21 protein-coding genes, 10 pseudogenes and 1 riboswitch are annotated in these 25,613 nt (G+C 40.1%); of the genes and pseudogenes, 24 read left to right on the top strand and 7 right to left on the bottom strand.

Translation table 11 applies throughout. The features are described 5' to 3' along the window. Nucleotides 1–54: 54 nt before the first annotated feature. Nucleotides 55–159, top strand: a riboswitch (SAM riboswitch). Between the two features lie 99 nt (nt 160–258). The 12 genes and pseudogenes from metK to G4D76_RS03295 all read left to right on the top strand — a co-directional run bounded on the left by metK (nt 259) and on the right by G4D76_RS03295 (nt 11,643). After that, nucleotides 259–1,447, top strand: a pseudogene (metK, locus tag G4D76_RS03345) (methionine adenosyltransferase). 29 nt (nt 1,448–1,476) lie between these two features. Continuing rightward, the gene (locus G4D76_RS03340; RefSeq protein ID WP_213810536.1) at nt 1,477–2,385 is read left to right on the top strand and encodes a nuclease-related domain-containing protein; all 909 of its coding nucleotides are present in this window, start codon (nt 1,477–1,479) and stop codon (nt 2,383–2,385) included. A 71-nt stretch (nt 2,386–2,456) separates the two neighbouring features. Beyond that, nucleotides 2,457–3,835: pseudogene (locus G4D76_RS03335) on the top strand (NAD-dependent succinate-semialdehyde dehydrogenase). 691 nt (nt 3,836–4,526) lie between these two features. Then, nucleotides 4,527–5,373: pseudogene (locus tag G4D76_RS03330) on the top strand (patatin family protein). Nucleotides 5,374–5,509: 136 nt separating this feature from the next. Beyond that, nucleotides 5,510–6,219: pseudogene (locus G4D76_RS03325) on the top strand (threonine/serine exporter family protein). A 9-nt stretch (nt 6,220–6,228) separates the two neighbouring features. Further along, on the top strand, nt 6,229–6,627 hold the full coding sequence (locus G4D76_RS03320; protein ID WP_371814570.1) for a threonine/serine exporter family protein: 399 nt from the start codon (nt 6,229–6,231) through the stop codon (nt 6,625–6,627). Nucleotides 6,628–6,700: 73 nt separating this feature from the next. Further along, nucleotides 6,701–6,859 (top strand): hypothetical protein, encoded by a 159-nt coding sequence (locus G4D76_RS14450; RefSeq protein ID WP_250130156.1) that lies wholly within the window; start codon nt 6,701–6,703, stop codon nt 6,857–6,859. Beyond that, the gene (locus G4D76_RS03315; RefSeq protein WP_371814650.1) at nt 6,826–7,275 is read left to right on the top strand and encodes a GNAT family N-acetyltransferase; all 450 of its coding nucleotides are present in this window, start codon (nt 6,826–6,828) and stop codon (nt 7,273–7,275) included. Before G4D76_RS14450 ends, G4D76_RS03315 begins: the two co-directional genes overlap by 34 nt. 61 nt (nt 7,276–7,336) lie before the next feature. Beyond that, nucleotides 7,337–8,009, top strand: a pseudogene (locus G4D76_RS16575) (GPP34 family phosphoprotein). 174 nt (nt 8,010–8,183) lie between these two features. After that, nucleotides 8,184–8,573 (top strand): hypothetical protein, encoded by a 390-nt coding sequence (locus G4D76_RS16570; protein ID WP_371814569.1) that lies wholly within the window; start codon nt 8,184–8,186, stop codon nt 8,571–8,573. After that, nucleotides 8,462–10,003 carry a purple acid phosphatase family protein gene (locus tag G4D76_RS03300; protein WP_371814568.1) on the top strand — a complete coding sequence of 514 codons (1,542 nt, stop codon included), beginning with the start codon at nt 8,462–8,464 and terminating at the stop codon, nt 10,001–10,003. The genes G4D76_RS16570 and G4D76_RS03300 overlap by 112 nt, the downstream gene beginning before the upstream one ends. A 230-nt stretch (nt 10,004–10,233) precedes the next feature. Next, entirely contained in the window at nt 10,234–11,643 is a 1,410-nt protein-coding gene (locus G4D76_RS03295; RefSeq protein WP_213810534.1) for a Na+/H+ antiporter NhaC family protein, read from the top strand. A gap of 33 nt (nt 11,644–11,676) precedes the next feature. Here G4D76_RS03295 and G4D76_RS03290 read toward each other — a convergent pair whose 3' ends face one another. Beyond that, nucleotides 11,677–12,585: an aminoglycoside phosphotransferase family protein gene (locus tag G4D76_RS03290; RefSeq protein ID WP_213810533.1), complete on the bottom strand. Its 909-nt coding sequence runs from the start codon at nt 12,583–12,585 to the stop codon at nt 11,677–11,679. Beyond that, nucleotides 12,578–13,102, bottom strand: a complete 525-nt coding sequence (locus tag G4D76_RS03285; protein WP_213810532.1) for an isochorismatase family protein — start codon at nt 13,100–13,102, stop codon at nt 12,578–12,580. The genes G4D76_RS03290 and G4D76_RS03285 overlap by 8 nt, the downstream gene beginning before the upstream one ends. An 88-nt stretch (nt 13,103–13,190) precedes the next feature. On the opposite strand from G4D76_RS03285, the gene G4D76_RS15770 reads away from it, so the two are divergent. From G4D76_RS15770 to G4D76_RS03240, 10 genes and pseudogenes are all read left to right on the top strand, one after another. Beyond that, the gene (locus G4D76_RS15770; protein ID WP_256440527.1) at nt 13,191–13,514 is read left to right on the top strand and encodes a DUF429 domain-containing protein; all 324 of its coding nucleotides are present in this window, start codon (nt 13,191–13,193) and stop codon (nt 13,512–13,514) included. Then, on the top strand, nt 13,511–13,933 hold the full coding sequence (locus G4D76_RS15765) for a DUF429 domain-containing protein (RefSeq protein ID WP_256440526.1): 423 nt from the start codon (nt 13,511–13,513) through the stop codon (nt 13,931–13,933). The genes G4D76_RS15770 and G4D76_RS15765 overlap by 4 nt, the downstream gene beginning before the upstream one ends. Nucleotides 13,934–14,011: 78 nt before the next feature. After that, a pseudogene (locus G4D76_RS03275) lies at nt 14,012–15,058 on the top strand (2,3-butanediol dehydrogenase). Between the two features lie 590 nt (nt 15,059–15,648). After that, on the top strand, nt 15,649–16,008 hold the full coding sequence (locus G4D76_RS03270) for an FYVE zinc finger domain-containing protein (protein ID WP_213810531.1): 360 nt from the start codon (nt 15,649–15,651) through the stop codon (nt 16,006–16,008). Nucleotides 16,009–16,081: 73 nt separating this feature from the next. After that, nucleotides 16,082–17,092, top strand: a pseudogene (locus tag G4D76_RS03265) (lipoate--protein ligase). Nucleotides 17,093–17,326: 234 nt separating this feature from the next. Further along, a complete protein-coding gene (locus tag G4D76_RS03260; RefSeq protein WP_213810530.1) occupies nt 17,327–17,878 on the top strand; it encodes a M20/M25/M40 family metallo-hydrolase in 552 nt (183 codons plus the stop codon). Between the two features lie 231 nt (nt 17,879–18,109). Then, nucleotides 18,110–18,379 (top strand): M20/M25/M40 family metallo-hydrolase, encoded by a 270-nt coding sequence (locus tag G4D76_RS03255; protein ID WP_250130155.1) that lies wholly within the window; start codon nt 18,110–18,112, stop codon nt 18,377–18,379. 23 nt (nt 18,380–18,402) lie between these two features. Next, nucleotides 18,403–18,768 (top strand): PH domain-containing protein, encoded by a 366-nt coding sequence (locus G4D76_RS03250; protein ID WP_184282574.1) that lies wholly within the window; start codon nt 18,403–18,405, stop codon nt 18,766–18,768. A 95-nt stretch (nt 18,769–18,863) separates the two neighbouring features. Continuing rightward, a complete protein-coding gene (locus tag G4D76_RS03245; protein ID WP_250130154.1) occupies nt 18,864–19,061 on the top strand; it encodes a DUF1413 domain-containing protein in 198 nt (65 codons plus the stop codon). Nucleotides 19,062–19,333: 272 nt separating this feature from the next. After that, nucleotides 19,334–20,907, top strand: a pseudogene (locus tag G4D76_RS03240) (solute:sodium symporter family transporter); the annotation flags it as partial. A gap of 73 nt (nt 20,908–20,980) precedes the next feature. Here G4D76_RS03240 and G4D76_RS03235 read toward each other — a convergent pair. The 4 genes and pseudogenes from G4D76_RS03235 to G4D76_RS03220 all read right to left on the bottom strand — a co-directional run bounded on the left by G4D76_RS03235 (nt 20,981) and on the right by G4D76_RS03220 (nt 23,291). Continuing rightward, entirely contained in the window at nt 20,981–21,343 is a 363-nt protein-coding gene (locus tag G4D76_RS03235; RefSeq protein ID WP_213810529.1) for a fluoride efflux transporter FluC, read from the bottom strand. Next, on the bottom strand, nt 21,336–21,701 hold the full coding sequence (locus tag G4D76_RS03230; RefSeq protein ID WP_213810528.1) for a fluoride efflux transporter FluC: 366 nt from the start codon (nt 21,699–21,701) through the stop codon (nt 21,336–21,338). Before G4D76_RS03230 ends, G4D76_RS03235 begins: the two co-directional genes overlap by 8 nt. An 18-nt stretch (nt 21,702–21,719) precedes the next feature. Continuing rightward, nucleotides 21,720–22,702, bottom strand: a pseudogene (locus tag G4D76_RS03225) (proline dehydrogenase family protein). 91 nt (nt 22,703–22,793) lie between these two features. Continuing rightward, nucleotides 22,794–23,291: pseudogene (locus tag G4D76_RS03220) on the bottom strand (gamma carbonic anhydrase family protein). A gap of 79 nt (nt 23,292–23,370) precedes the next feature. On the opposite strand from G4D76_RS03220, the gene G4D76_RS03215 reads away from it, so the two are divergent. Then, entirely contained in the window at nt 23,371–24,177 is an 807-nt protein-coding gene (locus tag G4D76_RS03215; RefSeq protein WP_213810527.1) for an alpha/beta fold hydrolase, read from the top strand. A 22-nt stretch (nt 24,178–24,199) separates the two neighbouring features. On the opposite strand, the gene G4D76_RS03210 is transcribed toward G4D76_RS03215, so the two are convergent. Further along, nucleotides 24,200–24,745, bottom strand: coding sequence for a tRNA 5-(aminomethyl)-2-thiouridylate-methyltransferase MnmM (locus tag G4D76_RS03210; RefSeq protein ID WP_213810526.1), 546 nt, complete (start codon nt 24,743–24,745; stop codon nt 24,200–24,202). A gap of 53 nt (nt 24,746–24,798) precedes the next feature. Between G4D76_RS03210 and G4D76_RS03205 the strand changes: the two genes are divergently transcribed. Continuing rightward, on the top strand, nt 24,799–25,488 hold the full coding sequence (locus G4D76_RS03205) for an ABC transporter ATP-binding protein (RefSeq protein ID WP_250130153.1): 690 nt from the start codon (nt 24,799–24,801) through the stop codon (nt 25,486–25,488). The last annotated feature ends 125 nt before the right edge of the window (nt 25,489–25,613 follow it).

The following is a 25,613-nucleotide window of genomic DNA, read 5'->3' as shown; positions in this document are numbered from 1 at the left end:
ACTTTGTTAATCTTGATTTGAATTTCACAATATTGTAAGATGAGTATAAGTTATCTCTTATCCAGAGGTGGTGGAGGGATTCAAACCCGATGAAGCCAGAGCAACCTCCTTTTTCAAGAAAGGTGCTAAAGAATGCAGAGTAATTCTGAGCGATAAGGGAAAAGGGCGAGCCTTTTTCTCTGTTTAATATGGAGAAAAAGGTTTTATTTTTTGCTTTTGAAGAGATAGCTAAATCAGCTATAAAGGAGATTTTTATAAATGTCAGAACGTAAATTATTTACTTCAGAGTCAGTCACAGAAGGTCATCCGGATAAAATCGCAGACCAGATTTCAGATGCGATTCTCGACGCAATTCTTGAAGGGGACCCATACGCACGCGTTGCCTGCGAGACTGTAGTAAATACAGGGCTTGCAATGATCGTCGGTGAAATCAGTACGGAAACATACGTTGATATTCCGAAAACTGTCAGAGAAACAGTAAAAGAAATCGGTTATGTCGATGCGAAGTACGGTTACGATTATAAAACGATGTCTGTATTAACAGGCATCGAGCAGTCGGGGAAGACATCGCTGTCGGTGTAAACAATGCATTTGAAACACGTGAATCACAAGGTGTCTCTACAGGTGCAGGCGACCAGGGATTAATGTTTGGCTATGCAACAAATGAAACGAAAGAATTCATGCCGCTGCCAATTTCACTGGCTCACAAAATTTCACGCCGTTTAACAGAAGTACGTAACGTAAAGACAGCACGATTTCTTACCTGCGCCCAGACGGTAAATCACAGGTTACTGTTGAGTATGATGAAGACGGCAAACCGCTGAGAGTAGATACAATCGTTATCTCAACTCAGCATCACGAAAATATTCCGGCAACTCAAATTTATGATGATCTGCTGGAACATGTCATTCAGGAAGTTGTTCCTGCGGAGCTCTTAGATGAAGAAACTAAATATTTCATCAATCCGACAGGCAGATTTGTTATCGGCGGACCGCAGGGTGATGCTGGACTTACAGGCCGTAAAATCATCGTCGATACTTACGGCGGATACGCTCGTCACGGCGGCGGCGCATTCAGCGGTAAAGATCCGACTAAAGTTGACCGTTCTGCAGCATACGCTGCACGCTACATTGCAAAAAATATTGTGGCGAGCGGCATTGCAGAAAAATGTGAAATTCAGCTGGCATATGCAATCGGCGTATCACAGCCCGTATCTATAGCTGTCGATACTTTTAATACAGGGAAATACGATGAAGGAAAAATTACAGAAGTCATCAGAGAACTGTTTAATTTATCACCAGATGGTATTATAGATATGCTAAACTTAAGAAGACCAATTTATAAACAAACTGCGAGTTATGGACACTTTGGTCGTACGGACATCGATTTACCGTGGGAAAAACTCGATAAAGTCGATGCGCTGAAAGATCTTCTTAGAAATAGCTAATTTAAGCAGTTCGGAAAGAGAGGAATAATATGAATACTGATATTTTTACAGATCCGATATTTATCGCGGTCGCAGCAGTACTTCTCATCATCGCAATATGGTTTTTAGTATATTACTTTAAACACCGCAATGAAGTGAAAACTGTGGAACAAACTTATTCGAAAGAAAAAGAGTCACTTGTTGAAAAATATGAAAGTGAACATGAAGAGGAACGTTTAGGACACAAGAAAGAAATGTCTACTTTAAACGAAAAGTATCATAACGATACGACATTACTCGACAACAAACTTTCGAGCCTGCATCAGTTTACTGTAGATAAAGGCGAGTATTTAACAGACCTTTCTTTAATACAGTTAAAAGACAAACTTGTTAAAGATGAAAAAATCCGTGAGACAGATATGATTATTCTGTCGAACATTTATTTACCATCAAGAAATTACACAAACACGCGTAAAATCGATCATTTAGTATTAACGCGTACCGGCATTTATCTGCTTGATTCTAAATACTGGAGCGGCCACATTTTACACGGTGTGAATGAAAATCAGTTTGAAGAAATACCGTATGTTGAATCATTCTTCGACCTGCTTGAACTTGATAAGCAGAAAGAACAAACTTTAATTTTTGAAAAAGCAGATTCAGAAAACGTTTCGGTTAACCATTACAACGGTATTATCGATGAAACAAAAGTGACTGCTGAAAAACTGAAAAATAAATTTAAATTACAATATGATATCGTACCGATTATTTACTTTAATCCGAAAGATAATGGTAACTATTCAATTACCAACTATTCGGAAGACCCTTCGATCAGAGTAATTGTCGGACAGGAAGATTTAGAAGCATTCTTCCTGAAATATGTATTCCACGGCAGATTCCAGTACACAGTTAAAGATCTGGATGAAATTGCGAATGCATTAATCGATCAGAGCCTGTAACTTTGTAAATTGAAACCAATCGTCCTATAATTATTTATAGGACGATTTTTTATATTTTGGAGGGGAATTAAATGACAGAGGAAATTATCGTAATTAATCCGGCAACACAGGAAGAAGCCGGACGTGTAAAAAAAGACAGCAGTGAAACAATCGAAAAGAAAATTAATACTGCACACGAAAAATTTCAGGATTTTAAGAAAATGAATGCACAGGACCGTTCAGATTTACTTTTGAAATGGGCAGAAAAAATCGAAGAAAACAGACAGGAAATCGCAGAACTCGTTACGCTTGAAGGCGGAAAGCCGCTGACGGAAGCACTTGGTGAAGTCGATTATGCCAACAGTTATATTAAATATTACGCTGAAGAAGCAAAACGTATATACGGACGGACAGTGCCTGCAAACAATGATGAGACGAGAATTGTAGTAACGAGACATCCAATCGGAGTCGTTGCAGCAATTACACCGTGGAACTTTCCGGTGGCGATGATGGCGCGTAAAGCAGCACCGGCTGTAGCAGCAGGAAATACTTTTATCGTAAAACCGGCAAGTGCGACACCGATGTCGGCAGTGAAGTTTATAGATCTCGCGGTAGAAGCGGGCTTTGATGAAGGTGTGATACAGTACGTCAATGCATCGGGCCGTGATGCTGGTGAAATATTTACACAGTCCGATAAAATTATGAAACTGACATTTACCGGTTCGACTGAAGTCGGTAAACAGCTGATGAGCGACGCATCGGTGACGGTTAAAAACGTCACGATGGAACTCGGCGGACATGCGCCGTTAATCGTTCATCGTGATGCTGATATCGATAAAGCAGTCGAAGGTGCGATGGCTTCGAAATTCAGAAACTCAGGACAGACATGTGTATGCGCCAACAGATTTTATGTGCATGAAGATGTGCTTGATGAATTTACCGAGAAGTTTACAGCGCAGGTTAAAGAACTAAAAGTCGGCAACGGTATGGAAGATGGTGTCAAAATCGGTCCTTTAATCGATGAAGACGGCTATGACAAAGTAATGAAACACATTGAAGATGCAGTTGAAAAAGGCGGCAAAGTAACGACCGGCGGTAATGGAGATAAGTCAGGCGGCTATTTTGTCGAACCGACGGTTATTACGAATGTGACAGACGATATGATCTGTATGAGTGAAGAAACATTCGGACCGCTGGCGCCGATTCAAAGCTTTTCAAATTTAGATGAAGCAATCAAAAAAGCAAACAGCACAGAATTTGGCCTTGCAACCTATTATTTCACTGAAAACTACGCGACGGGAATCAGCTTAACAGAAGAACTCGATTTCGGAGTGCTCGGCTGGAATAATGGGGCACCAAGTGCAGCAATATTCCATTCGGCGGCTTAAAAGAAAGCGGCGTCGGCCGTGAAGGTGCGCCGGAAGGGCTGGAACCTTATACGGAAACGAAAGTGACGTCGATTAAAATATAGTTTGAATTGAAAATGAGCATGCCTGTGAGGTATGCTCATTTTTTGTGAATCCCACGTATTCGGTTAACAACGGCGTTTCACCGTTGTAAATCCAAGGCTCCCGGTTCACAACGGCGTTTCCCTGTTGTGAATCCAAGGCTCCCGGTTAACAACGGCGTTTCCCTGTTGTGAATCCAAGGCTCCCGGTTAACAACGGCGTTTTCCTGTTGTGAATCCAAGGCTCTCGGTTAACAACGGCGTTTCCCCGTTGTGAATCCAAGGCTCCCGGTTAACAACGGCGTTTCCCTGTTGTGAATCGAAGGCTCCCGGTTAACAACCGTATTTTAATACCACACCCAAGCAATCATCTTTTCCCATTATGCTCATTCCTGCGCGCAGCTTCTTCGTCTTTTTTAACATTTGATCTCACAGCGAGTGACAGGAACGCGACGACTGCTGGCATGAACAGAGAGTTCAGTATGCTGACTTCATCAAGAATAAATATTGCAAGGCGATAATAATAGCGAACACAAATATGTACATATATAAAAGCGTTGATTTTTCTTTCTTCATAAGTGCTCCTGAAAGCGTATTCTTATATAACAGGTCCAATAAAAGGAATAATATCAACGTGTAAATTATACATCTGTTAAATCTATGGTATTTTGTTTAATACAATCATTTTTACACAGAGATACAAGGAGCAGATAAAATGAATGACACAGGACTTATTTTGGAAGGCGGCGGTATGCGCGGATTATATACAGCCGGCGTCCTTGAATATTTTGCACAGCACGACATACATTTTCCTTATATTATCGGCGTATCAGCGGGTGCCTGCATGGCCGCATCTTTCCTGTCGGAGCAGCAAGGAAGAAACAGAACAGTCAGTATTGATTATGTAAATGATAAAAGGTATTTATCGTTCAGTAATTTCATCCGTAAAGGTGAATTGTTCGGTATGGATTTTATTTTTGATGAAATACCAAATACTTTAGTGCCGCTCGATGTGAATAAAATTATTTCAGGTAAAGAGGAGTTCGTTATCGTTACTACGAATTGTGAAACGGGCGAACCGATGTATTTTTATAAAGAGGATTACGATGCACAGACACTCGGTAAATTACTGCGTGCATCAAGTTCAATTCCATTCTTCGCCGATGCGGTGAAACATGATGGGAAATATATGCTCGACGGCGGTATTGTCGATCCGATTCCAATTATAAAAGCGGAAAGTGACGGCTTAACAAAAAACGTTGTCGTGCTGACAAAACCGCGTGGTTATTACAAAAAAGAGAGCAGAATGTCGACTATCATTAATTATAAAAATATCCAAAAGTCGATGAACGCATGAAAATAAGATATAAACATTATAACGAGAGACTGGATTATATTTTTGAGCAGGAGAAAAAAGGTAATGTTGTCGTTATTGCACCGAGCGAGAATCCAGGTGTCGGCAGAACGACACGCACACAGAAAAGCTCGAAAAATTATATGAGCTCGGATTTAATGATGCCAAAGAACAGTATGAAGCAGTAAAATCGTTAGCGAAAGCATAATCGTGATAAGCTTTAGCAGGTGCTGAAGCTTATTTTTTATACTATTATAGGTGTATAGATATTATTGGAGGTGTTGTGGGTGAAAGTTGAAAAACTTCATATCGACGATCATGAAGAACAGGTTAAAGATGTTGTCATGCTCGCAGCACGTATTTGCTTGAAGCGGGTGCGGAAGGAACACGGACGGAAGACACAATGAACTACATAGCTTCACATTATGGTTTCATCAAAAATAATAGTTTCGTTACCAACACGGTGATAAACTTTATACTGCATGACCAGTCTTATCCAAGAATTTACAGAATTAAAGAGCGGAATACGAACTTAATTAAAATTTCCAAAGTGAACAGCGTGTCACGAAAATTAGTTAGGGATGAACTGACGCTAAAAGAAGCGTTTAATCTGCTCGAAGAAATATATATCAAGACGAAAGACCATCCGATTTGGTTTAAGACAATAGCAGGTGCGATGATTGCCCTCAGTTTTTTATACTTGCAGGATGGCTTGAAAATAGATATATTCACGACGCTTTTAGCGGGCGGTCTCGGTATTTGTGTCACAGAGATTATAAAGAAAAGACTGACGACGCAATTTATACCCGAATTTTTCGGCGGGCTTACGATTGCCTTAATGGTCGTTACCGGGCATCATTATATACCAGGCGGAGACTTGTCAACGCTGCTGATTTCTTCAGTTATGCCGATTGTTCCGGGAGTACTCATTACAAATGCTATCCAGGATCTGTTCGGCGGTCATATGATGATGTTTACGACAAAATCATCAGAAGCGCTGGTCACATCATTCGCAATTGGTGCCGGTGTATCGTCTGTTTTAATATTCGCTTAAGGAGGAATAATGATGGATTGGTTATTAAACTTAGTGTTTAGTTTTACTGCATCTTACTTTTTTGCTGTTGTCTTCGATGCGCCGAGAAAGTTATTTCTTCCTGCGGGTATTGTCGGAGCTATCGGCTGGATGATGGGGCAGACATTTGGCATAATATTCGACCTGCCGCTCGTTATGGTGAATTTCATCGGTGCATTTACTCTTGGGATAATGAGTCATATAATGGCAAGGGTGCATAAAGAGCCGTCGACGATTTTTTTAATCCCGGGAATCATACCGTTTGTTCCTGGCGGACTTGCGTATAATGCTACGAGCAGCATTATTTTATCGGATTACTTCGGTGCGGTAAATATAATTATGGAAGTCATTATCAGCGCCGGCTCAATCGCTGTAGGAATAATTTGCTGAACAGTTTGCATTGTTATTTATCAAAAACAGACGGTTATTTTTCATGAAAAAAAGATAATAAAAGGAGCTTATTATGGAAATTAGAAATTATGAAGAAAAAGACGAAAAAGGCTGGGTCAGATGCCGCGTATTATCATTTTTAGATACTGCGTATTACGACGATGTTCATAGAGAAAAGAGAAATTTGAGAATCCAAGTATTGAACTCGTTGCAGTTAAAGATGACCAGGTAGTCGGTCTGATTGATATAGAATACGACACGGAAGAAGAAAAAGTCGTTTCAGAAGAAGAAAAGGGCGGGATGATTTGGCATCTTGCTGTCCATCCTGACTTTCAGGGGCAGGGTATCGGTAAAGCACTGATGGAGCGTGCCGTTGAAGAAGCGATTAAGCAAAACCTTGAAATTCTTGAAGTATGGACCCGTGACGCCGGTAATTCAGCGGACTGGTTTGAAAAGAATTCATATAGAAAAGTTGATGAATACTACCATCTTTACTTATCGGATGAAGATATGGCGCACAGCGTGCAGCCGGGAGACAAAGCTCTTCACCCGCTGTACATGTTTGCAGAGTACACTGGAAAAGACATCGAACAGTTCGATTCAATTGAAAGAAAATATAAGTGCATGTGCTATATTAGAAATCTGTAATTAAATGGATTGTTTAAACTTCGTGCATTGATGGTATTATATAAATCCTGGAGGTGTCCGAATGTTTACTATAGCTGAAGTGCTTATTTTACTTGGTACAGATGACGATAAAGGCACGGCTGTATCGTCGGCATCATCATCGCTGAATTACGGTCTGGTTGGTTCCATATTATCCGAGCTTGCAATGAAAAAACATATAGCATTAAAAGAAGGCAAAGTTGTACTTGCTGATGATACATTAACAGACGTTTCATATTTCAATACTGTGCTCGATGAAATTAAAGAAGACCATAAAGAACGAACGGTTGAGCATTGGATTAATCATTTTGCCGGTAATACTAAGGCGATTAATGATCCGGTGTATTTATCACTTGTTGATAAAGGAATTTTAAAAGAAGAAGATCAGACATACTTTTTTTTTTAATACTAATGTCTATCCGACCGTTGATGCACGTCCGGAACAGGAAATCCGCAAGCATGTTAACGATGTTGTGTTTAATAATGCCGAAGCGGACGCTGAAGTCGCGATGCTGCTGAGTTTAATTAAAACATGCGATTTAACTGAGGAAGTGTTCGGCAAAGAAAGAAAAAAATCAGCTGAGAAAAAGCTGATTGAGATTATTGAAACTAATGAATACGGCAAAGCTGTCAGCCAGTCGGTTAAAGATATGGAAACTGCGATTTTAATGGCGACAACAACAGTATTAACGACAACAGTTATTATGAATAATTAAAATCATAACAGGCTGGAGCATAATGCTCCGGCTTGTTTTATTATTTAAGAAATTCATAGACGGCGGTTTTCAATATTAAGTAACCTTTACAATATATTAAACAAATAAAATATTCGTTCTGTAAGATTTGACAAGCAGCATCAAAATCAGTCAAATTAATGGAGGGTTTTATTTATGAAAGAAGATTTATTCAACAAGAGACCATTGGTAACAAAACTGTCAGCCGGTTTTCTGGCAGCAGCACTTGGGGTTACTGCAGTGTTCAGTCCGGTCGCAGAAGGCGCAGGCGGCGGTAATCCAAATAGTGCAGGGACAGCAGCACCAATAGAAGATACAAGCGCGGAAGAAGAATTCTCTCCGATACTGTCAAATGACAAGCCTGCTGTTGCAGAAGTGCGGATAATATGCCGAACCGTATTATCACGACAATTAATGGTGATACAAGGTCGGGAATGGCATTCAACTGGTACACCACAGATTTATTTGAAGATGCTAAAGTATGGGTTTCTAAATCAGGAAACTTTGATGATACGATGGAGTTTGCTGCAGAAGCATCTGAAGTGACTTCAAGTTACGGTGAACGTGACGAAAACGGGAATTACATATTTGGTGAAGTGAAAGAAGATAAAGAAGGAGAGCCGGTTGAAGATGAAAACGGCGAACCTGTAATTAATGGATATTATACAGACCGTCAGGCGCATGGTGCTGAGTGGATGTCCGGAGATTACGGACATATTGAACTTACTGATGTGACGGAGTATTCTTATAAAGCACAGGCAGCTGAACTTGAGCCGAACTCGACTTATTCTTATAAAGTCGGCAGTGAATCAGGTGAAGTCAGCGAAATTGGAACATTCAAAACGTCAGGTGAGTCAGGAGATCCATTTAAATTCGTACACTATACAGATACACAGAATGCTTTCTGGAATGAAAATGTACGTAACGAGGCTTCATTTGGTGCAAATACTTTAATGAATGCACTTGAAACAGCAGGAGATGCTGATTTCGTTCTGCATACAGGTGACGTTGTAGAAACTGCTGAAGTGGAAGATGAATGGGTGGACTTATTCGGTCAGTCACAACCATACTTCATGCAGGCTGCAATGGCAGTGGCGTCAGGAAACCACGATGAATATGCTTTAAACTACGGTGACGAGCCGCTGACCGAAAAATTCAATGAGCACGTTAACGTACCGGCAGCAAACGATGAAATTGACGGCGGTTCTTACTATTCATTCGATTATAACGGTGTGCATTTTGTCACACTGAATACGAATGATAATGAATCTGAAGATAATCCGGAAGGAAAAGCAATCGGCGAAGAGCAGATGCAGTGGATTCGTGAAGATGTTGAAGCAGCACGTGACAATGGAGCAGAATGGATTGTCCTAAACTACCACAAACCGCTTTATTCTAAATCATATCACTCACTGCAGGATGAAGATGTGCAGAAAGTAAGAGAGGAATTAACTGCATTAATCGATGAGCTGGATATTGATCTTGCTCTGCAGGGTCACGACCACGTTATTTCAAGAACTCATTCATTAACACACGTACCGACAGAAGAAAACTTCTCTAATGCTGAAGATGTAGAAACATTTGTCGGCGACAACGGTGTAGAGTACATGGAAGATCCGGACGGTACAGTATATGTACTTCCAAACACAGGCGGGACGAAAGAGTATGATGATGTGTACTCTAAAGGCCTCAATCATCTGCACGAAGTAAGACCGGATCTTGACTGGATGACTCAGGAAGATATGGATCATTACAACAGCCTATTTGGTTTCGGCGGCCAGCCGCAGGACACAGAGGCATTTGAAGAGTCACACTCGAACAACCGGGATTCTTCTACACAGAACTTCGCAATTTACGAAGTGGAAGACGATGAAATGATCGTCAGCATGTATCAGCTTAGCGGTGATTTTATGCTTGGTGAAGAAAGAAATGTGGAACTCGTAGATCAGTTCGGCATTCAAAACGGTGATAATTAAAACTTAGATTATTAAAAGGGTGAGACTGCGGTCTCGCCTTTTTGCTGTTTTCATTGACCAGGCGGTACTGTATTATTAACAGATATAAATAATAAAAATACGAAAGGTGTTTTAAGATATGGAATATGGGTTGTTATCGCTCCTGCCTCCGCTCTTGGCAATTATTATTGCCATTCTTACTAAGCAGACCGTCGTCGCAATTTTTAGGCGTCTGGTTTGGTGCAACAGTAATGAATGAGTGGAATCCGGTTTTAGGTTTTACATATACAGTTAACGAAATCATGGTGCCGTCAATCGCGGACCCGTGGAACGCATCGTTAATACTGCTGGTTGTGTTTACAGGAGGATTTATTAATGTGCTCCGTTCGACGGGAGCGGGCAAGGCGTTCGCAGAATTTGCAACGAAGAAAGTGAATACCCGCCAGAAAGGACAGAACTTTGTCTGGGGCAGTGCATTTTTATTCTCTTATACAGAACCGGTATTAATACTCGGTACGGTTACAAGACCGATAACGGATAAATTAAAAATATCACGTGTAAAACTTGCCTATATTGTCGACTCGATGGGCAGTCCGGTGGCATCAATGTCGCCAATCAGTGTATATGCGCCGTTTATTACAGGGTTGATTGCGACGCAGCTTGCAGCGCTCAGTTTATCTGAAAATCCATGGACGTTATTCATTCAGATGATACCATTCCACTTATATGGCATTTTTGCGATTGTCGGCGTGCTGCTCGTCATTAATATGAAAATTGATATTGGACCGATGTATAAAGCAGAACAGCGTGCGATTAAAACTGGCAAATTATACGGCGAGCACGATAAGCTGATGATTAATGAGACAGGAAATGAAGAAGCGGCTGATGCAGATATTTTCAGTTTCCTTATCCCGCTGGCACTGTTTGCAGGGATTTTCGGAGTTATATTCTGGACCGGCGATATCGGCGCAAATGGACTTGCAGGTGCATTTTTAAATGCAGATATTATATTTGCTATTACGACAGGATTCTTCCTCGGTTCAGTTGGCGGAATGCTCTATGCGAAACTGCGCTATGGCCAGCCGCTTGAAGAACTGCTGAACGGATATGTAGACGGCATTATGCAGGTCATGATTGTACCGGTTATTTTAGTCATGGCATGGTCTATCGGAACAGTCGCAACAGAAATGGGGCTTGGCGATGTCATTGCACATTACGCAGGAAGCTATTTGCCGGCGTTCTTAGTACCAGTAATTATCTTTATACTGGGCGGTCTGATTGCATTTGCATCCGGAAGCTCATGGGGAGTATTCTCGATTATGATACCAATCGCAATTCCAATGGGAATTGCACTTGACTTGGAACTGGCACTTGTCATCGGTGCGGCAATCAGCGGAGGGGTATTCGGCGACCACTGTTCACCGATATCCGATACGAGTATTATGTCATCCACCGGATCTGCAGCTGACCATATGGAACACATCCGTACACAGCTGCCATACGCAATGATTATCGGTTTATCAGCAAGCGCAGGATTTCTGATGAGCGGATTGACTCAAAGCTCAATACTAGGCATTATTACGACTGCGGCTGTACTGGTCGCGATACTGATGTTTGTAAAGAACAGAATGAAGCGCAGAAACTTAGGTATGGACGAATAAAATAAAAAGCACTGAAATTATCAACAGATGATTTCAGTGCTTTTTTCTGTACCATTTCGGCACTGTCAGTTCAAAATCATCATACCAGTCGAGAATTTCAGCATACGAACGTCTCATCGTTTTGATTTCTTTATCTCCAAAACGAATTGCCCATGGCAGCGAAGACAGCATGTTGGATGCAATATACAACTGCAGCAGTTCCCAGAACTCAGCGGGTACATCATAATTAAAGTAACCGTCAATTCTGCCGCTGGCAAAAGCAGGACTGAGAGAAGCACACCATGTAATTCTGTTGAACTCCTCATAAGCTTCGCCCGTATCATGCCGGTCAAAATCTATAATATGCAGTTTGTGATTCGCATCAATAAGCATATTCCCAATATGAAAATCACCGTGATGCTGTACATCTTTACGGTCCTCAATCAGATGTCTGTATTTCTCAACTACGTCAAAAAGTAAATAACCGTTATCGTATTTCAGTTTACAGTCGTTATACATATCGATCTTCCGGTCAATTTTACGATTATATCTCTTATCCCATGATTTAGGACTGACTGAGACTGGCTTAAAATTATGAATCTCAATCAAAATTTTACCTGCAGTCACACCAAAATTATACTGCTCTGACAAGGAGTAATCAGCAAGGACGTCTTCAGCATCATTACCATCTAGCCAGTTTAAAAGAAGACAGTAATAAGTACCATCTAAACATTCACCGTGTGCAATTAAGCTGTGTGTGGAAATGTTATGTTCTTCTGCCTGCCGAAGCAGAGCAGCATGCTGTACATATCTTTCCTTATTTTTAATATCACCGACGCGGAGCAGGTATTTACTGTCTTCAGTTTCAACGATAAACTTCCGGTCATCAGACCATCCTTTATTAAAAGGAGAAATAGATTTAATATCATTAAGCGGCAGCTCAGATTTCAGTGAGTTAATCATCGTTATACTCTGTCTCTTCCAGATATTTATTTGTTACGAGTTCTGACCAGTCGAGAACTGTACCGACAAAGTCAACAATATCCAAATCATTCATCTCATAGGTTTTTCCATCATTTGCACTGCCACATAAATCTTCTATGACTGTTACTTCATAACCTCTGTCTGCAGCTGCTATTGAAGTGAACAGAATACAAAACTCCATGTTAAATCCTGCAATAAACAATTCTTTAATTCGATGCTCTTGTAAATAATTATCCAAATCAGTTTCTTTAAACGAAATTGGAAACTTTTTCTGAATAAGAATATCTGCGCTGTCAGTTAAAATATCCGGTATATTTGCACCATCGGTCCCAAACTCAATCGGACTTCCTTCCATTTCATCAATATGCTGAATGGCGACAACTTTGTCATTGTTTCTTAAAAACTTGCGAGCGACTTTTGCGATGCGTTCCGGCAGTTCCTCATACCCTTTTAAAAAACCATGCTGCACGTCAATAATAAGAAGTGCTTTGGACAATAATACCATCTCCCATGTTAATAATTTACTTTTAGTATAATATACTTGGAGCAGCATCAATAATGATATACAGAAGTGAGTGATATAAATGAAATTTATCGGTATAGATTTGGCGTGGACATATAAAAATGAAAGCGGCATTTGTGTCATGGATGAAAGCGGAGAAGTGCTTATTCTCGAATCTGCTGTGTTCAGCGATGAAGAGATTATTAATATTACTAAATCATACGGTGATGAAAAACTCTATATCGCAATCGATGCGCCGCTGGTTGTAAATAATGAAACAGGATCGCGTCAGGCTGAACGCGATTTGCTTAAAGGCAGAATTAACGGTCACCGGGTATATGCTTTTAATTCCAACAGGACTTTTTTGACGAAACAACATTTAAAAGTATCCGGGGAGAAGTGTTGAGCAATTTAATAATCGAACATCTCCCAAATATCAGCATTGGCATTAATGAAGAAGGTTCAAGTATAATTGAGACATTTCCAACGGGAATTGTGAGCGGCTTGTTCCCGGATATTTACCCGGTTAAATATAAACGTAAAGTAGGAATGACATTTGAAGAAACAGTTGGTCAGATGAAGCTGCTGACAGAACGTATTGGCCTGCTTGAACAGCGGGGTATTATATCCGGATTCAAAGAAAAACTAATGGTGGATGAAGCAGCGATTAACCAGAAACATCATAAGCACCTGGAAGATAAGCTGGATGCTGTCCTGTGTACTCTAGGACTTTATCTGATTTATAAAGAGATGGCTGCTGCGAGAAAGTTCGGCCTAGATAAAGATGGTTTTATACTTCTGCCGGAAGCTTTTGAAGAAATATAGTTTATAATTGTGATTTTTTTTCACTTCACAATAGGTTATAATATAAGTAAGAAAAACATTCAAGGAGTGAAGTGGTTTATGAAAGCAGTAGTATACTATGACACAAAAGATGTTCGAATCGAAGAAGTGGCTGAACCTAAAGTTTATGCTGAGGGTGTTAAAGTAAAAGTTGCCTGGACAGGTATATGCGGTACTGATCTGCATGAGTATCTCGGGGGTCCAATTTTTATTCCGGGAGACGCGCCGAATGGTGTGACAGGTAAAGAGAGACCTGTAATTATGGGACATGAATTCAGCGGTGTAATAGAAGAAGTCGGAGAAGAAGTTGAGGGACTGGCTGCCGGAGATAAGGTTGTTATCAATCCTGTTCTGACAAATAAACAGCATGACAATCCTTTATACGATTTCTAAAGAAGGAACGTTTATCGGACTCGGAGATGACGGCGGTTTTGCTGATTTTGTCGTCGTACCTGCAAAAACATAGTTAAACTGAAAGACACTACGTCATTGAAAATTTGTGCTTTGGTAGAGCCGACAGCAGTTGCACTGCAGGCGATTCGTGAGTCGGAACTTCAGTTTTCTGAAACAGTAGCAGTCTACGGTGCAGGTCCTATCGGTCTTGTGACTATATTAGCTGCCCGTGCAGCCGGAGCGAAAGATATCTTTGCCTTTGATTTATCGGATGAGCGCCTCGAGAAAGCTAAAGAATTTGGTGCAACACATACTGTAAACAGCGGTAAAGAAAATCCTGTAGAGTATATTAAGTCGATTTACCCGGACGGTGTCGACCGGACATTTGAAGTCGCGGGTGTGAAACAGACGCTTGAACAGTCTATTCAGTCGACTAGACCGAGAGGCATGGTCTGCATTGTTTCCATCTTTGAAAAAGAAATCGATTTAATCCGATGATGCTGACAACGTCGGGAGTAAGAATATCAAGTTCTTTAGGTTATGAACCGGATATCTTTGAAGCGACTGTAAAAATGATTGAAAGCGGCCAGATTGATCCGTCGCTGATGATTACTGAAGAAATAGAACTCAATGAAGTGATAGAAAAAGGCTTCAATAAATTAATTGAAGAAGTCTCAGGCTAAAATTCTCGTTAAACTGAGCGGGGAAGAATAACTGAATATATACTTTAAAAACCGCGGTGATTATATCAATCACCGCGGTTTTAATCTGTTATAGTAGTCTTAAAAGAAGTTTTTAAGAATTCATTAAAGGATTGAGAATATGGATAAAACATCATGGCATGTACTGTCAAATGGCGAAGATTTAACTGCTTCAAGCAAATTGTCCATGGCGCTTGATGAAGCGATGCTGTATTAATCGGTGTTGGCGCAGGCATGGCGGCAACAGATGGTTTACATATGCGCGACCGAGATTTACACAAAATTTTCCGGACTTTATCGAAAAATACGGTGGCTGGATATGTTTCAGGCAAGTGTGTTTGAGTTTGAAAACCTAAATGAAGAGTGGGCATTTTTCAGCCGTTTGTTGATTTAAATTATATGAGCCAGCGCTTGGTGAGTCCTATGTCCGTCTTAAAGAATTACTTGAAGGCAGGAAAGAATTATATTTATTACTTCCAATGCAGACAATGCATTTGAAATCGCAGGCTTTAATCAGGACAAAGTTTTTTGTCCAGGGTAAATATAATCTGCTGCAGTGCTCAAAGGGATGTACTCCGAAAACGGTTTAACAATGAAGAATTAATGAAAGATATGATAGAACAGCAGCAGAACATGAAAGTCCCGGATGAGCTGATTCCGTACTGCCCGGAATGCGGTGCATCGATGGAACTGAACAGACGCAATCATACCGACTGGATGGTTGAGGATGATAAATTCTTTAAAGACCAAAAGCTGTTCCATAATTTTTTAGACCGCAATATAAATAAAAAACTGTTAATACTGGAACTGGGCTGCGGCTATATGGCACCGCAGGTGATTAAACATCCGTTTCAGCAAATGACGGAAAATCGAAATAATGCTATATATGACTGTGAACTTAAAAGATTACAGAATACCGCCTGCAATCAGAGAACGGTCAGTATGGCTGCAGGAAGATATTAAAGAACTGTTATTAAATGTTCAAAAGGAAAAGTGGTTTACTAAAAAGAAAACTTACGAAACGGAGTACTAGTCAATGTATCTTATAGAAGTTAAACGCAACGGAAAGTACATATACGACGGAGCAGTCGCTCTTGCTGTGCAGGTCTATGCCCAGAAAAATTTATTTTTAGGTGAAGACATGGTCTTTCCATATTTAACAAAACCGCTGGTCCAGGTCGGCCGCTATCAAAATGCACGGGAAGAAGCGAATCTTGAATATATGAAAGAACACGGTATTAATCTGGTGAGAAGAGATACCGGAGGCGGTACGATTTATCTCGATATGGGCGGAGTGAATTTCTGTTTTGTCAGCGACAATACCGATGTGAGTGCGGATATTAACTTTGACCGGATGTATGAACCTGCGATTCAAATACTCAAAGAACTCGGTTTAAAAAATGTTGAAAAGAGCGGGCGTAATGATCTTCATGTAGATGGGAGAAAAGTATCAGGCGGTGCGATGAATGTCGTAAATGGGCGGACATACAGCGGATATTCGCTGCTGCTTGATGTCGATGAAGAGAAGATGGAAAAATCGCTGAAACCAAACAAAAAGAAAATGGAATCCAAAGGCATCAAATCTGTCAGAAAGAGAGTAATTTCCTTAAGAGAATATTTAGATGAAGAATATAAAATCTGTCCAGTATTGAATTCTGCGAACTGATGATTTTAAAAATATTCAACGCAGCCGACAGAAGTGAAATAAAAACCTATGAACTGACTGATAAAGACTGGGCCGGAATTGATAAGTTAATGGCTGAAAAGTACAGCAGCTGGGACTGGACTTTCGGGAAATCACCGCGATTTAAATATTCAAAAGACGGCAGATTTTCAATCGGCACTCTGGATATTACGCTCGATGTAGACTCAGGTATCGTCCAGCATGCTAAGATTTACGGTGACTTTTTCGGCAGCCGTGAAATCAGTGAAGTCGAAGAAGTGTGAAGGTGTCAGACTGAAAGAAGAAGATTTAACCGAAGCATTGTCTTCTATCGACTTACAAAAATATCTCGGCAGTATTACAAAGAAGAAGTTGTCCAATTAATATTGGAATAAATTCAAAACTTAAGGGTAAATATTAAGAAAGCATTTTAAAAGGGGCGCATCCACAGTGGAAACTAAAAATAAATGAAGACAGATTACTAAACAGAATTAATGAACTTGGGCAGGTTGGACGAAATGATAAAGAACAGTTAATCAGACTGGCACTCTCGGATGAAGATAAAGAGGGCAGAGATTTACTGGTCAGCTGGTTTAATGAACTGGACTTAAAATAGAAGTGGACCGTTTTGGTAATATTTTTGCGACATGGGAAGAAGAACATAACAAAGGTGAGAAACCGTTAATGCTCGGCTCGCATATCGACTCTGTAATCGATGCAGGGATTTATGACGGCAGTTACGGCGTATTATCAGGACTGGAAACCGTGCACATTAAAAAAAACAAGTTAAAACAAACACCGGTAACGATTGCTGCATTTACGAATGAAGAAGGCGTACGCTTCCCGCCAAGCATGCTTGGTTCGCTGGTATATTCGGGTGATCTGGACATCGATAAAGCACTGGATACCATCAGTATCGACGGACTCAGATTAGGTGATGAACTGGAGCGTATCGGTTATGCAGGTGACAATGAACCTGGATTTATAGAACCGGAAGCTTATATTGAACTGCATATTGAACAAGGACCTGTACTCGACAAAGAAGGTTTTGAGATTGGCGCAGTTCATAATCTGCAGGGAAACTCGAGACGTGAAATTACCTTTACAGGTGAAGCGAACCATGCGGATCTACACCGAACTACTTACGTAAAGATCCGATGCAGGCAGTGATACACTTTATGTCGACGCTGTATAACTATATTAATAAAAATGGTCACGATACAGTAGCAAACTGGGATCAATCCAGCTGAACCAAATGCGGCAACGATCATTCCGTCGAAAGCTACTTTCACGCTGGATATGAGAAGTCCGTCAGAGAAAGGGTTCGATGAAGCACAGCATTGGTACGTGACACTCTGGATGAATTAAAGCAGAAGAAAATAGGTGTGCAGGCAACAGAATTTGCGATATTTGAACCGTATCCTTGATAAGACAATCGTTGAAAATATCGTTGCAGCTGCAGGGGACTTAAAACTGAGTTCCAAGTTAATGACATCAGGTGCAGGGCACGACGCTCAGATGATTAACAGGATTGCACCGTCAGCGATGATTTTCGTACCAAGTAAAGACGGTGTCAGCCACAACCCGATGGAATATACGTCACCGGAACAGCTTGTAAATGGTGCGAATGTACTGCTGCTTACAGCAGGGAGACTGCTTGACGCTAAATAAAACTAATAAGGCAGGGTTATATTATGGAAATGAACAACATTCTGGAAGTCACATTGTTCAGTGAAATTCCAGTGCCGGAAGATATAAATGAGATGCTCGTAAATGGCGAAGAAGCGGTTGCATCATACAAAACATTCCGCGACAGTGTCACATTTACGACTAAACGAATTATAGTACGTGACTCACAGGGTATGACTGGTAAAAAAGTTGAAATTTACTCAATACCATACAAAATTATCGATATATGGTCTTCGGAAAATGCCAGAGGCATGTTTGATTTAAATGCTGAAATCGAACTGTGGACGAGAACCGGACGCTTTAAAATTAAACTGGATAAGAAAATTGATATCCGGGAAATCGATATGCTGATTGCCAACGCAGTACTGTAACTGTTAGTCAGCTTGAAAATCGGGTATTACTAATCTAATCAAAAATTTGAGGTGGTAACAATGGCAAAAAATGAGGAAAAGATTATTAAAAAAGCATGGCAGGAAACGAAGAACTTAAAAGCGAAGTATTTCTGCTTAAGGACCTTTTTAAAGGCTATAAATGGAACCGTCTGAAAATGGAAATGCGAAGCAGCTTAGGACGACTGTTTTTAGAAAAAGTACAGAAGAAAAAATCAGTTGAAGCAATTGAAAAGACATCATCCCATCAGCAGCAGTACAGAAAGCTCGGATAAGCTTTATCAGAACCAGGTTTAACACTGGTTTTTTTGTTCTGAAATAACGTGACGTATTAATATGTTGAAATATTTCATTTAAAACGATAATATAATACAATTAAAAGTATTCAATTTGGAATTGTATTACACATAAAGAGGTGGAAATTTCAGATATGGACCCGAGGATTTTAACGGAGTTTGATATCATTGCTAAATTTACTTATTCTTTATTTAAAAAGCTGAATGAACTGCTTATTGATTAACATTATTAAATAGGGAGAGATTTAGCTTTGAGTGTTTGGTCTATTATTATATTTTTAACAGTAATTATCGGCGTGGCACTATATGCATATTTCAGATCAAGAAGCGTAAATAAAAAAAGTGCATCCGGATACTTTATGGGCGGACACAGCCTGACCGGTTTGCGGTAGCATCAGCAATAATCATGACAAACTTATCAACCGAACAGCTCGTCGGACAGAATGGCCAGAGCTTTGTTGCAGGTATGGAAGTTATGGCATGGGAAGTCACAGCAGCAGTCGCAGTAGTGCTGCTGTGCTGGGTGTTTTTACCTAAATACTTAGGATACGGTATCAGTACGATCTCGGAATTTATCGAAATGCGTTATGATGTTTTCACTAAAAGACTCGTATCTATGTTATTTATATTCACATATGTGGTATCATTTCTGCCGGTTGTATTATATTCAGGATCACTTGTTTTTAACCAGCTGTTCAATGTCAGCGGATTTCTGAATGTAAGTAATAATACGGCGGTTATTATTATCGCAGCGGTTATCGGTGTTGCAGGCATACTGTATTTATTCATCGGCGGTCTGTCGCTGAGTGCATACAGTGATACATTGTATGGAATCGGCTTAATAGTCGGAGGACTTATCGTTACGATACTTGCACTTAAGTATCTGGGGAGCGGAAGTTATCTTCAGGGATTCGACCATATTGTAAAAGAAACACCTGAGAAATTAAACGCCTGGGGTGCAGTTGACTCAACGATTGTACCGTGGCCAACATTATTTTTCGGAATGTTATTTAACAATTTATTCTTCTGGTGTACGAATCAGATGATTGTCCAAAAAGCACTGGCAGCTAAAAGCTTGAAAGAAGCAAAAAGGCGCGATATACTTAAGCATATTTAAAATATTCGGTGCGCTGTTCTTAGTGCTGCCGGGTATTATTGCATATAATATTTTTAACGGTAATGTAGGCGGTACAGCAGATAACGCCTATCCGATGCTGATCAGTACGATATTACCGGGATGGGCATACGGATTATTCGGTGCGATTATCTTCGGTGCAATACTGAGCTCATTTGTAGGTGCATTGAACAGTACGGTGACATTGTTCTCACTGGACTTTTATAAATCATTTATTAATAAAAACGCTTCAGACAGAAGAGTGTCATATGTCGGGAGAATTACGACAATCGTTGTCGGTGTAATTGTGGTAATACTCGCGCCGGTAATTTCACTGTTCCCGTCAGGACTGTATGCAGTAGTGCAGCAGTTTAACGGAATATACAGTCTGCCGGTATTAATATTGGTAGTCGTCGGATTCTTTGCGAAGAAGACATCAAAACTGGGTGCAAAAGTAACATTTATAACGCATATCATATTATATGCATCAGCAAACCTGTTTTTAGAAGACGTACATTATTTATATATATTAAGCGTACTGTTCTTTATAGATCTGGCAGTACTGCTCGTATTTAATAGACTGTATCCATCGAACGAATTTGATTTACAATCAAACTTCTCGAAAGTGGATATGACACCATGGAAATACACAGATATGTCGCAGGAATTGCTGTACTGGCGATTGTTGTCGGCAGTTATAATCTTTTCTCCGTTAGGAATAGCGGCGTAAAACAGATAAATAAGCACCTCCATTTCAAATACGAAATGGAGGTGCTTTTGATGTTTAAACAAACATACTCCCGGCAATCAGTCCGAATGCAACAGCGACTAATGTGAAGAAAATAGTGCTGATGGAGTATTTAAAGAATAATTTTGTTTTCTTTTCACGAAGGAGATTAAATTGATCTAAAGCAAACTGTGAATACGTCGTAAAGCCGCCTAAAAACCCGGTGACAATTATTAAATAATACTGGGTATTTTCTGCAACCAGCATTACGGTAAAACCCATTAAAAAAGCACCGGCGATATTTATGGCCATCGTACTATAAGGCATATCTTTATTTTTTAAAACAGGCAGCTGGTGAATATACGCACGCAGACTTGCACCAAGGGCGGCTGCAACCATCATCGTCAGTATATTAATCATTTAATTTTCTACCTCCGAGCGTAAATCCAAGGAACACAGCAACGACTCCGAGGAACAGATTGAGGCCAAGATAAATAATAAACATTAAATAATCTCCGTAAGAAAGGAGCAGGTAATGTTCATAACTCAGCATGGAAAATGTCGTAAAGCTTCCAAGGAATCCTGTAATTAAAAAACTGTGCAATGACGGCTTCAATTCTTTTGCGGTAAAGAAGCCAATCAACAGTGCACCGGACATATTCACTATTAAAGTACCGCTGAAAAAAGGCAGCTGGAGTGTCAGTGCTCCTATGGATAGTAAAAAGCGCAAAAGTGCACCGAGTGCTGCACCTGCGCCTATACTTAAATATTTAGTCATAAAAATTCCAATCTAATCTTAATTTTTAACTGCTTTTCGTACAAGTGCCAATCCTGCGATTACAGCAGCTGCAGCAGCGCCAGCTTGTACTTTTTTACTTGAAGTCAGAGACTTAACAACCAGATTAAGGTTTTGAGGTCTTTCTGCCAGTCTTCTCATAAAGTAAGCATACCAGTCAGTCCCGTATGGTACATACACACACATGTTAAACCACGTGCGACTAAATCCTGCTGATAATCTTTACGGAAACCGTACAGCATCTGGAATTCAAATTTGTCTTTTGAAATATTCTGCGTTTCAATAAAACGAAGTGTCTTCTCAATGATGTGATGGTCATGTGTCGCAATTGAAGTGAAACCATTTCCTTCTACTAAATGCGTTTTTAAATTTCAAAATAAGACTGATCAATATCAGCCTTCGACTGGTACGCAAGCGTATCTGGCTCTTTATAGGCGCCTTTTACTAAGCGCGTACGGATGTTCTTGTATTTTCTTACGTCTTTTTTAGCATCATAGAAATATGCCTGAATAACAGTACCAACATTGTCGTATTCCTCGAGCAGGTTATCAAGAATATTCAGTGACTGTTCTTTTGATAAATAGTTCTCCATATCCAGGTTTACAAACATATTTGTTTCTTTGGCTGTATCAAGAATTTCTTTTATATTGTTATAACAGAAAGTTTCATCAATATTAAGCCGATTTGAGAAAGTTTAACTGAAGCGTGGGCATCCAGTCCTTCTTTTTGAATCTCTTTAATCATTTTAATAATATTATTCTTTTCTTTCTCAGCTTCTTTGCGGTCGGAAATGAATTCCCGAGGTTATCGAATGTAACACTCATACCCTGATTATTTAAGTCCCGAAGGCAATTAAGAGTGTCTTTTACACCCGTTCCTCCGACTACTTTCTGTGCACCAAATCTAAGCCCCACCTGCTTTGATGCATCATTTAAAATCTTGTTTTCTGATAAACCGATGAAAATATCCCTAACTACTCCCATTGCTAATCCTCCTGTAAATAAAGCGTTTTCTTTTTAAGCTTAACTCATTATATCGCCTTTTAATAAAAAAGGGTGTAAAAAAATTTAATTTTTAGTTTTTGTAATTTGGAATGTGACCAACATATGTCTCATTGATGCGTTTCATTTCTTCAAGGTCTTCTGCTGTCAGCTCTCTGACTACTTTTGCAGGACGTCCGAAGGCCAGTGTGTTCGGCGGAATAACAGTCCCTCCAGTTACTAATGAACCAGCACCTACAAATGCATTTTCCCCAATAACAGCTTCATCAAGCACGATTGAATCCATGCCGACTAATGCGCCTTTTTAACAGTACAGCTGTGCAGCGTCACTTTATGGCCGATTGTCACATTATCTTCCAGCGTCAGCGGCAGGCCTGGGCTGGTGCAGTACTGAGAGATCTTGAACATTCGTATTATTGCCGATGCGTACTGGTGCGATATCTCCGCGGACGACTGTGCCGAAAAATACAGATGAGTTGTCGCCAATCTCAACATCTCCGATTATTGTTGCGTTTGGTGCGATAAAAGCAGAGTCACTAATTTTTGTGTGATTTTTGTAATCTATTATCATTTTAAATTTCCTTTCCCATCTCAAATGTTATAATAAATTCATCATATCAAATTTGCATTTATTTGTAAGGAGAAAGCTTATGTGGAAGTGGGAGACAGAAAACGAACCAAAGGGTGTCGTGGTCATTGTTCATGATTTACTGGAGCACCATGAATACTACGATGAGCTCACAGTAAAGTTGCGCCGTGACGGCTATCACGTCATTATTGGTGATTTGCCGGGGCATGGTCAGACGACACGTATGAACAAAGGGCACATCAACAGTTTCGAACAGTATGTGGAACGTGTGGCCGAATGGCATGAACTTGCGGGGCAATACGATTTGCCGACATTTATAATCGGACAGGGCCTCGGCGGTTTAATCGCTCTGGAAGCTCACAGGCAAAATAGAATCCAGTCTGACGGTATTGTCGCATTAAATCCGCTCTTGTCATTTAAACAGTCATTTATGAACCGTAAAAATACAATCCTGACAAGCGTGCGTGTAACGAGCGACGAATCCAGATTTAACCTGGGTATTAAAATGAATTACTTTACGCAGGATAAACGGTTTCTGGAGCGTTATAAAGAAGATGAACTGATTGTCGACAGAGTGAGTTACCAATGGTACAAGACGATTATTAATCAGATGAAATTAACATCGGAAAATATGGAAGATATCATCGGAGTGCCGATTCTTTCTGTAATGAGCAGTGATAATCAGATTATTAATTCTTATTTATCTGCGAAATACATTAAGAGAACACAGTCGGATGATTTCCGTTTTACGATGCTGGATTCCGATGAGCACAGCATTTTCCAAAGAGAGAATATTGAATATCCGTATTATTTAATGACGCAATTCTTTAATGCACAGTTATTTTCTATCGGTATAGTAACGGATTAATTGAAGTAAGATATTAAATATCTTACTTCAATTTTTCTATCACGAGTAAAAACGGCGCGCTGTTTTTCTGATTAATATATTGATACTGCAGCACCTGTGCTTGGTCCTGCGGCCAAGCCGACAGTGTTTCTATAAGCATATCACGTTCAACTTTGCCGCTGTCGTGGCCGTGGTAAACGACAATTACAATTCTGCCGCCAGGTGTTAATAAATTAAACAATTCATTAACCGCGGTAATAGTAGTGTCGTACGCCGTCGTTATTGATTTGTCGCCGCCGGGAAGATAGCCCAAATTAAAAATACCGGCTTTAACAGGTGAGGAAATGTATTTGGATATATTTTCATGGCCGTCATGTATAAATGAAATATTAGGTTCACTATATTTTTCTTTTGCATTATTTATCGCGTCGGCCTGCACGTCAAAACTGTAGACATGACCGTCCGGTGCGAGACGCGCAAGAAAAGAAGAGTCGTGGCCGTTGCCGCAAGTAGCATCGACTAATATATCTTCCGCGTTAACCACTTCTTTAATGAAGGTTTTTGCGGTTGGGAGAATTCTTTCAAGCATATTATCAATCCTTTCAATTACTATTAATTTACCATAAGAAAGTTGGGTCACTAATGATTACTGCCAGTAATTTAACTAAAAATTTCGGTGGAAAAACCGCCGTTAAAAATATAAATATTTCCGTAAAAAAAGGCGAACTGTTTGCCTATCTTGGTCCAAACGGCTCCGGTAAATCAACGACGATAAAAATGCTGATGGGACTTCTGGAGCCGACTGAAGGTACAGTTGAAATACTGGGTGAACCGATGCATTTAAATAATACAGAACTGAAAAGAAAAATCAGTTTTGTACCGGATACACCCGATATTATCGGTAAGCTTACAGGTAATGAATATTTAAATTTCACAGCAAGTATTTATAAGATGGATAAAAAAACATACACAGAGAAACGCAATGAACTGGTAAATATGTTCGAGCTGCAGAATGATCTAGGAACTTTAGTGGAGGAATATTCACACGGTATGCGCCAGAAGCTTGTTGTTATCGGTGCCTTGATGCATTCACCTGAAGTTATCTTCCTTGATGAACCAAACGTCGGACTGGATCCGAAAAGTAACCGGGAATTGAAAAATTATTTAACGGAGTATGTAAAACAGGGGAACACAGTATTTTTGACGACTCATACGCTCAGCCTCGCTGAAGAAATCGCCGACAGAATTTGTATTATTTATAAAGGTGAAATTAAGGCGCTTGGTACACTTGAAGAACTGGGTGAACAGGCGGGGAGCGGGGAGAAGGCTTGAAGATATCTTTTTAGCGCTCACCGGCGAGGAGGACGTGCATGTTCAAGAGCATACTGAAAGTTGAAGCACAATCCAGACTGAATTATTTTAAAGCACTCAGCACAGGAAAATAATATTATATTTAT

This window comes from Jeotgalicoccus sp. WY2, from assembly GCF_018437745.1.
Taxonomy (GTDB): Bacteria; Bacillota; Bacilli; order Staphylococcales; family Salinicoccaceae; genus Jeotgalicoccus; species Jeotgalicoccus psychrophilus.
This window is presented reverse-complemented; position numbering and strand designations above follow the sequence as displayed.

Excerpts from the sequence above, each read along its gene's own strand:
- G4D76_RS03230 (WP_213810528.1), bottom strand. The coding sequence starts at position 21,701 with ATGACTAAATATTTAAGTATAGGCGCAGGTGCAGCACTCGGTGCACTT.
- G4D76_RS03320 (WP_371814570.1), top strand. The coding sequence starts at position 6,229 with ATGATGGATTGGTTATTAAACTTAGTGTTTAGTTTTACTGCATCTTAC.
- G4D76_RS14450 (WP_250130156.1), top strand. The coding sequence starts at position 6,701 with ATGGAAATTAGAAATTATGAAGAAAAAGACGAAAAAGGCTGGGTCAGA.
- G4D76_RS16570 (WP_371814569.1), top strand. The coding sequence starts at position 8,184 with ATGAAAGAAGATTTATTCAACAAGAGACCATTGGTAACAAAACTGTCA.
- G4D76_RS03235 (WP_213810529.1), bottom strand. The coding sequence starts at position 21,343 with ATGATTAATATACTGACGATGATGGTTGCAGCCGCCCTTGGTGCAAGT.
- G4D76_RS03245 (WP_250130154.1), top strand. The coding sequence starts at position 18,864 with ATGGCAGGAAACGAAGAACTTAAAAGCGAAGTATTTCTGCTTAAGGAC.
- G4D76_RS03215 (WP_213810527.1), top strand. The coding sequence starts at position 23,371 with ATGTGGAAGTGGGAGACAGAAAACGAACCAAAGGGTGTCGTGGTCATT.
- G4D76_RS03270 (WP_213810531.1), top strand. The coding sequence starts at position 15,649 with ATGAAAGATATGATAGAACAGCAGCAGAACATGAAAGTCCCGGATGAG.
- G4D76_RS03295 (WP_213810534.1), top strand. The coding sequence starts at position 10,234 with ATGAATGAGTGGAATCCGGTTTTAGGTTTTACATATACAGTTAACGAA.
- G4D76_RS03205 (WP_250130153.1), top strand. The coding sequence starts at position 24,799 with ATGATTACTGCCAGTAATTTAACTAAAAATTTCGGTGGAAAAACCGCC.
- G4D76_RS03300 (WP_371814568.1), top strand. The coding sequence starts at position 8,462 with ATGGCATTCAACTGGTACACCACAGATTTATTTGAAGATGCTAAAGTA.
- G4D76_RS03290 (WP_213810533.1), bottom strand. The coding sequence starts at position 12,585 with ATGATTAACTCACTGAAATCTGAGCTGCCGCTTAATGATATTAAATCT.
- G4D76_RS15770 (WP_256440527.1), top strand. The coding sequence starts at position 13,191 with ATGAAATTTATCGGTATAGATTTGGCGTGGACATATAAAAATGAAAGC.
- G4D76_RS03210 (WP_213810526.1), bottom strand. The coding sequence starts at position 24,745 with ATGCTTGAAAGAATTCTCCCAACCGCAAAAACCTTCATTAAAGAAGTG.
- G4D76_RS03250 (WP_184282574.1), top strand. The coding sequence starts at position 18,403 with ATGGAAATGAACAACATTCTGGAAGTCACATTGTTCAGTGAAATTCCA.
- G4D76_RS03340 (WP_213810536.1), top strand. The coding sequence starts at position 1,477 with ATGAATACTGATATTTTTACAGATCCGATATTTATCGCGGTCGCAGCA.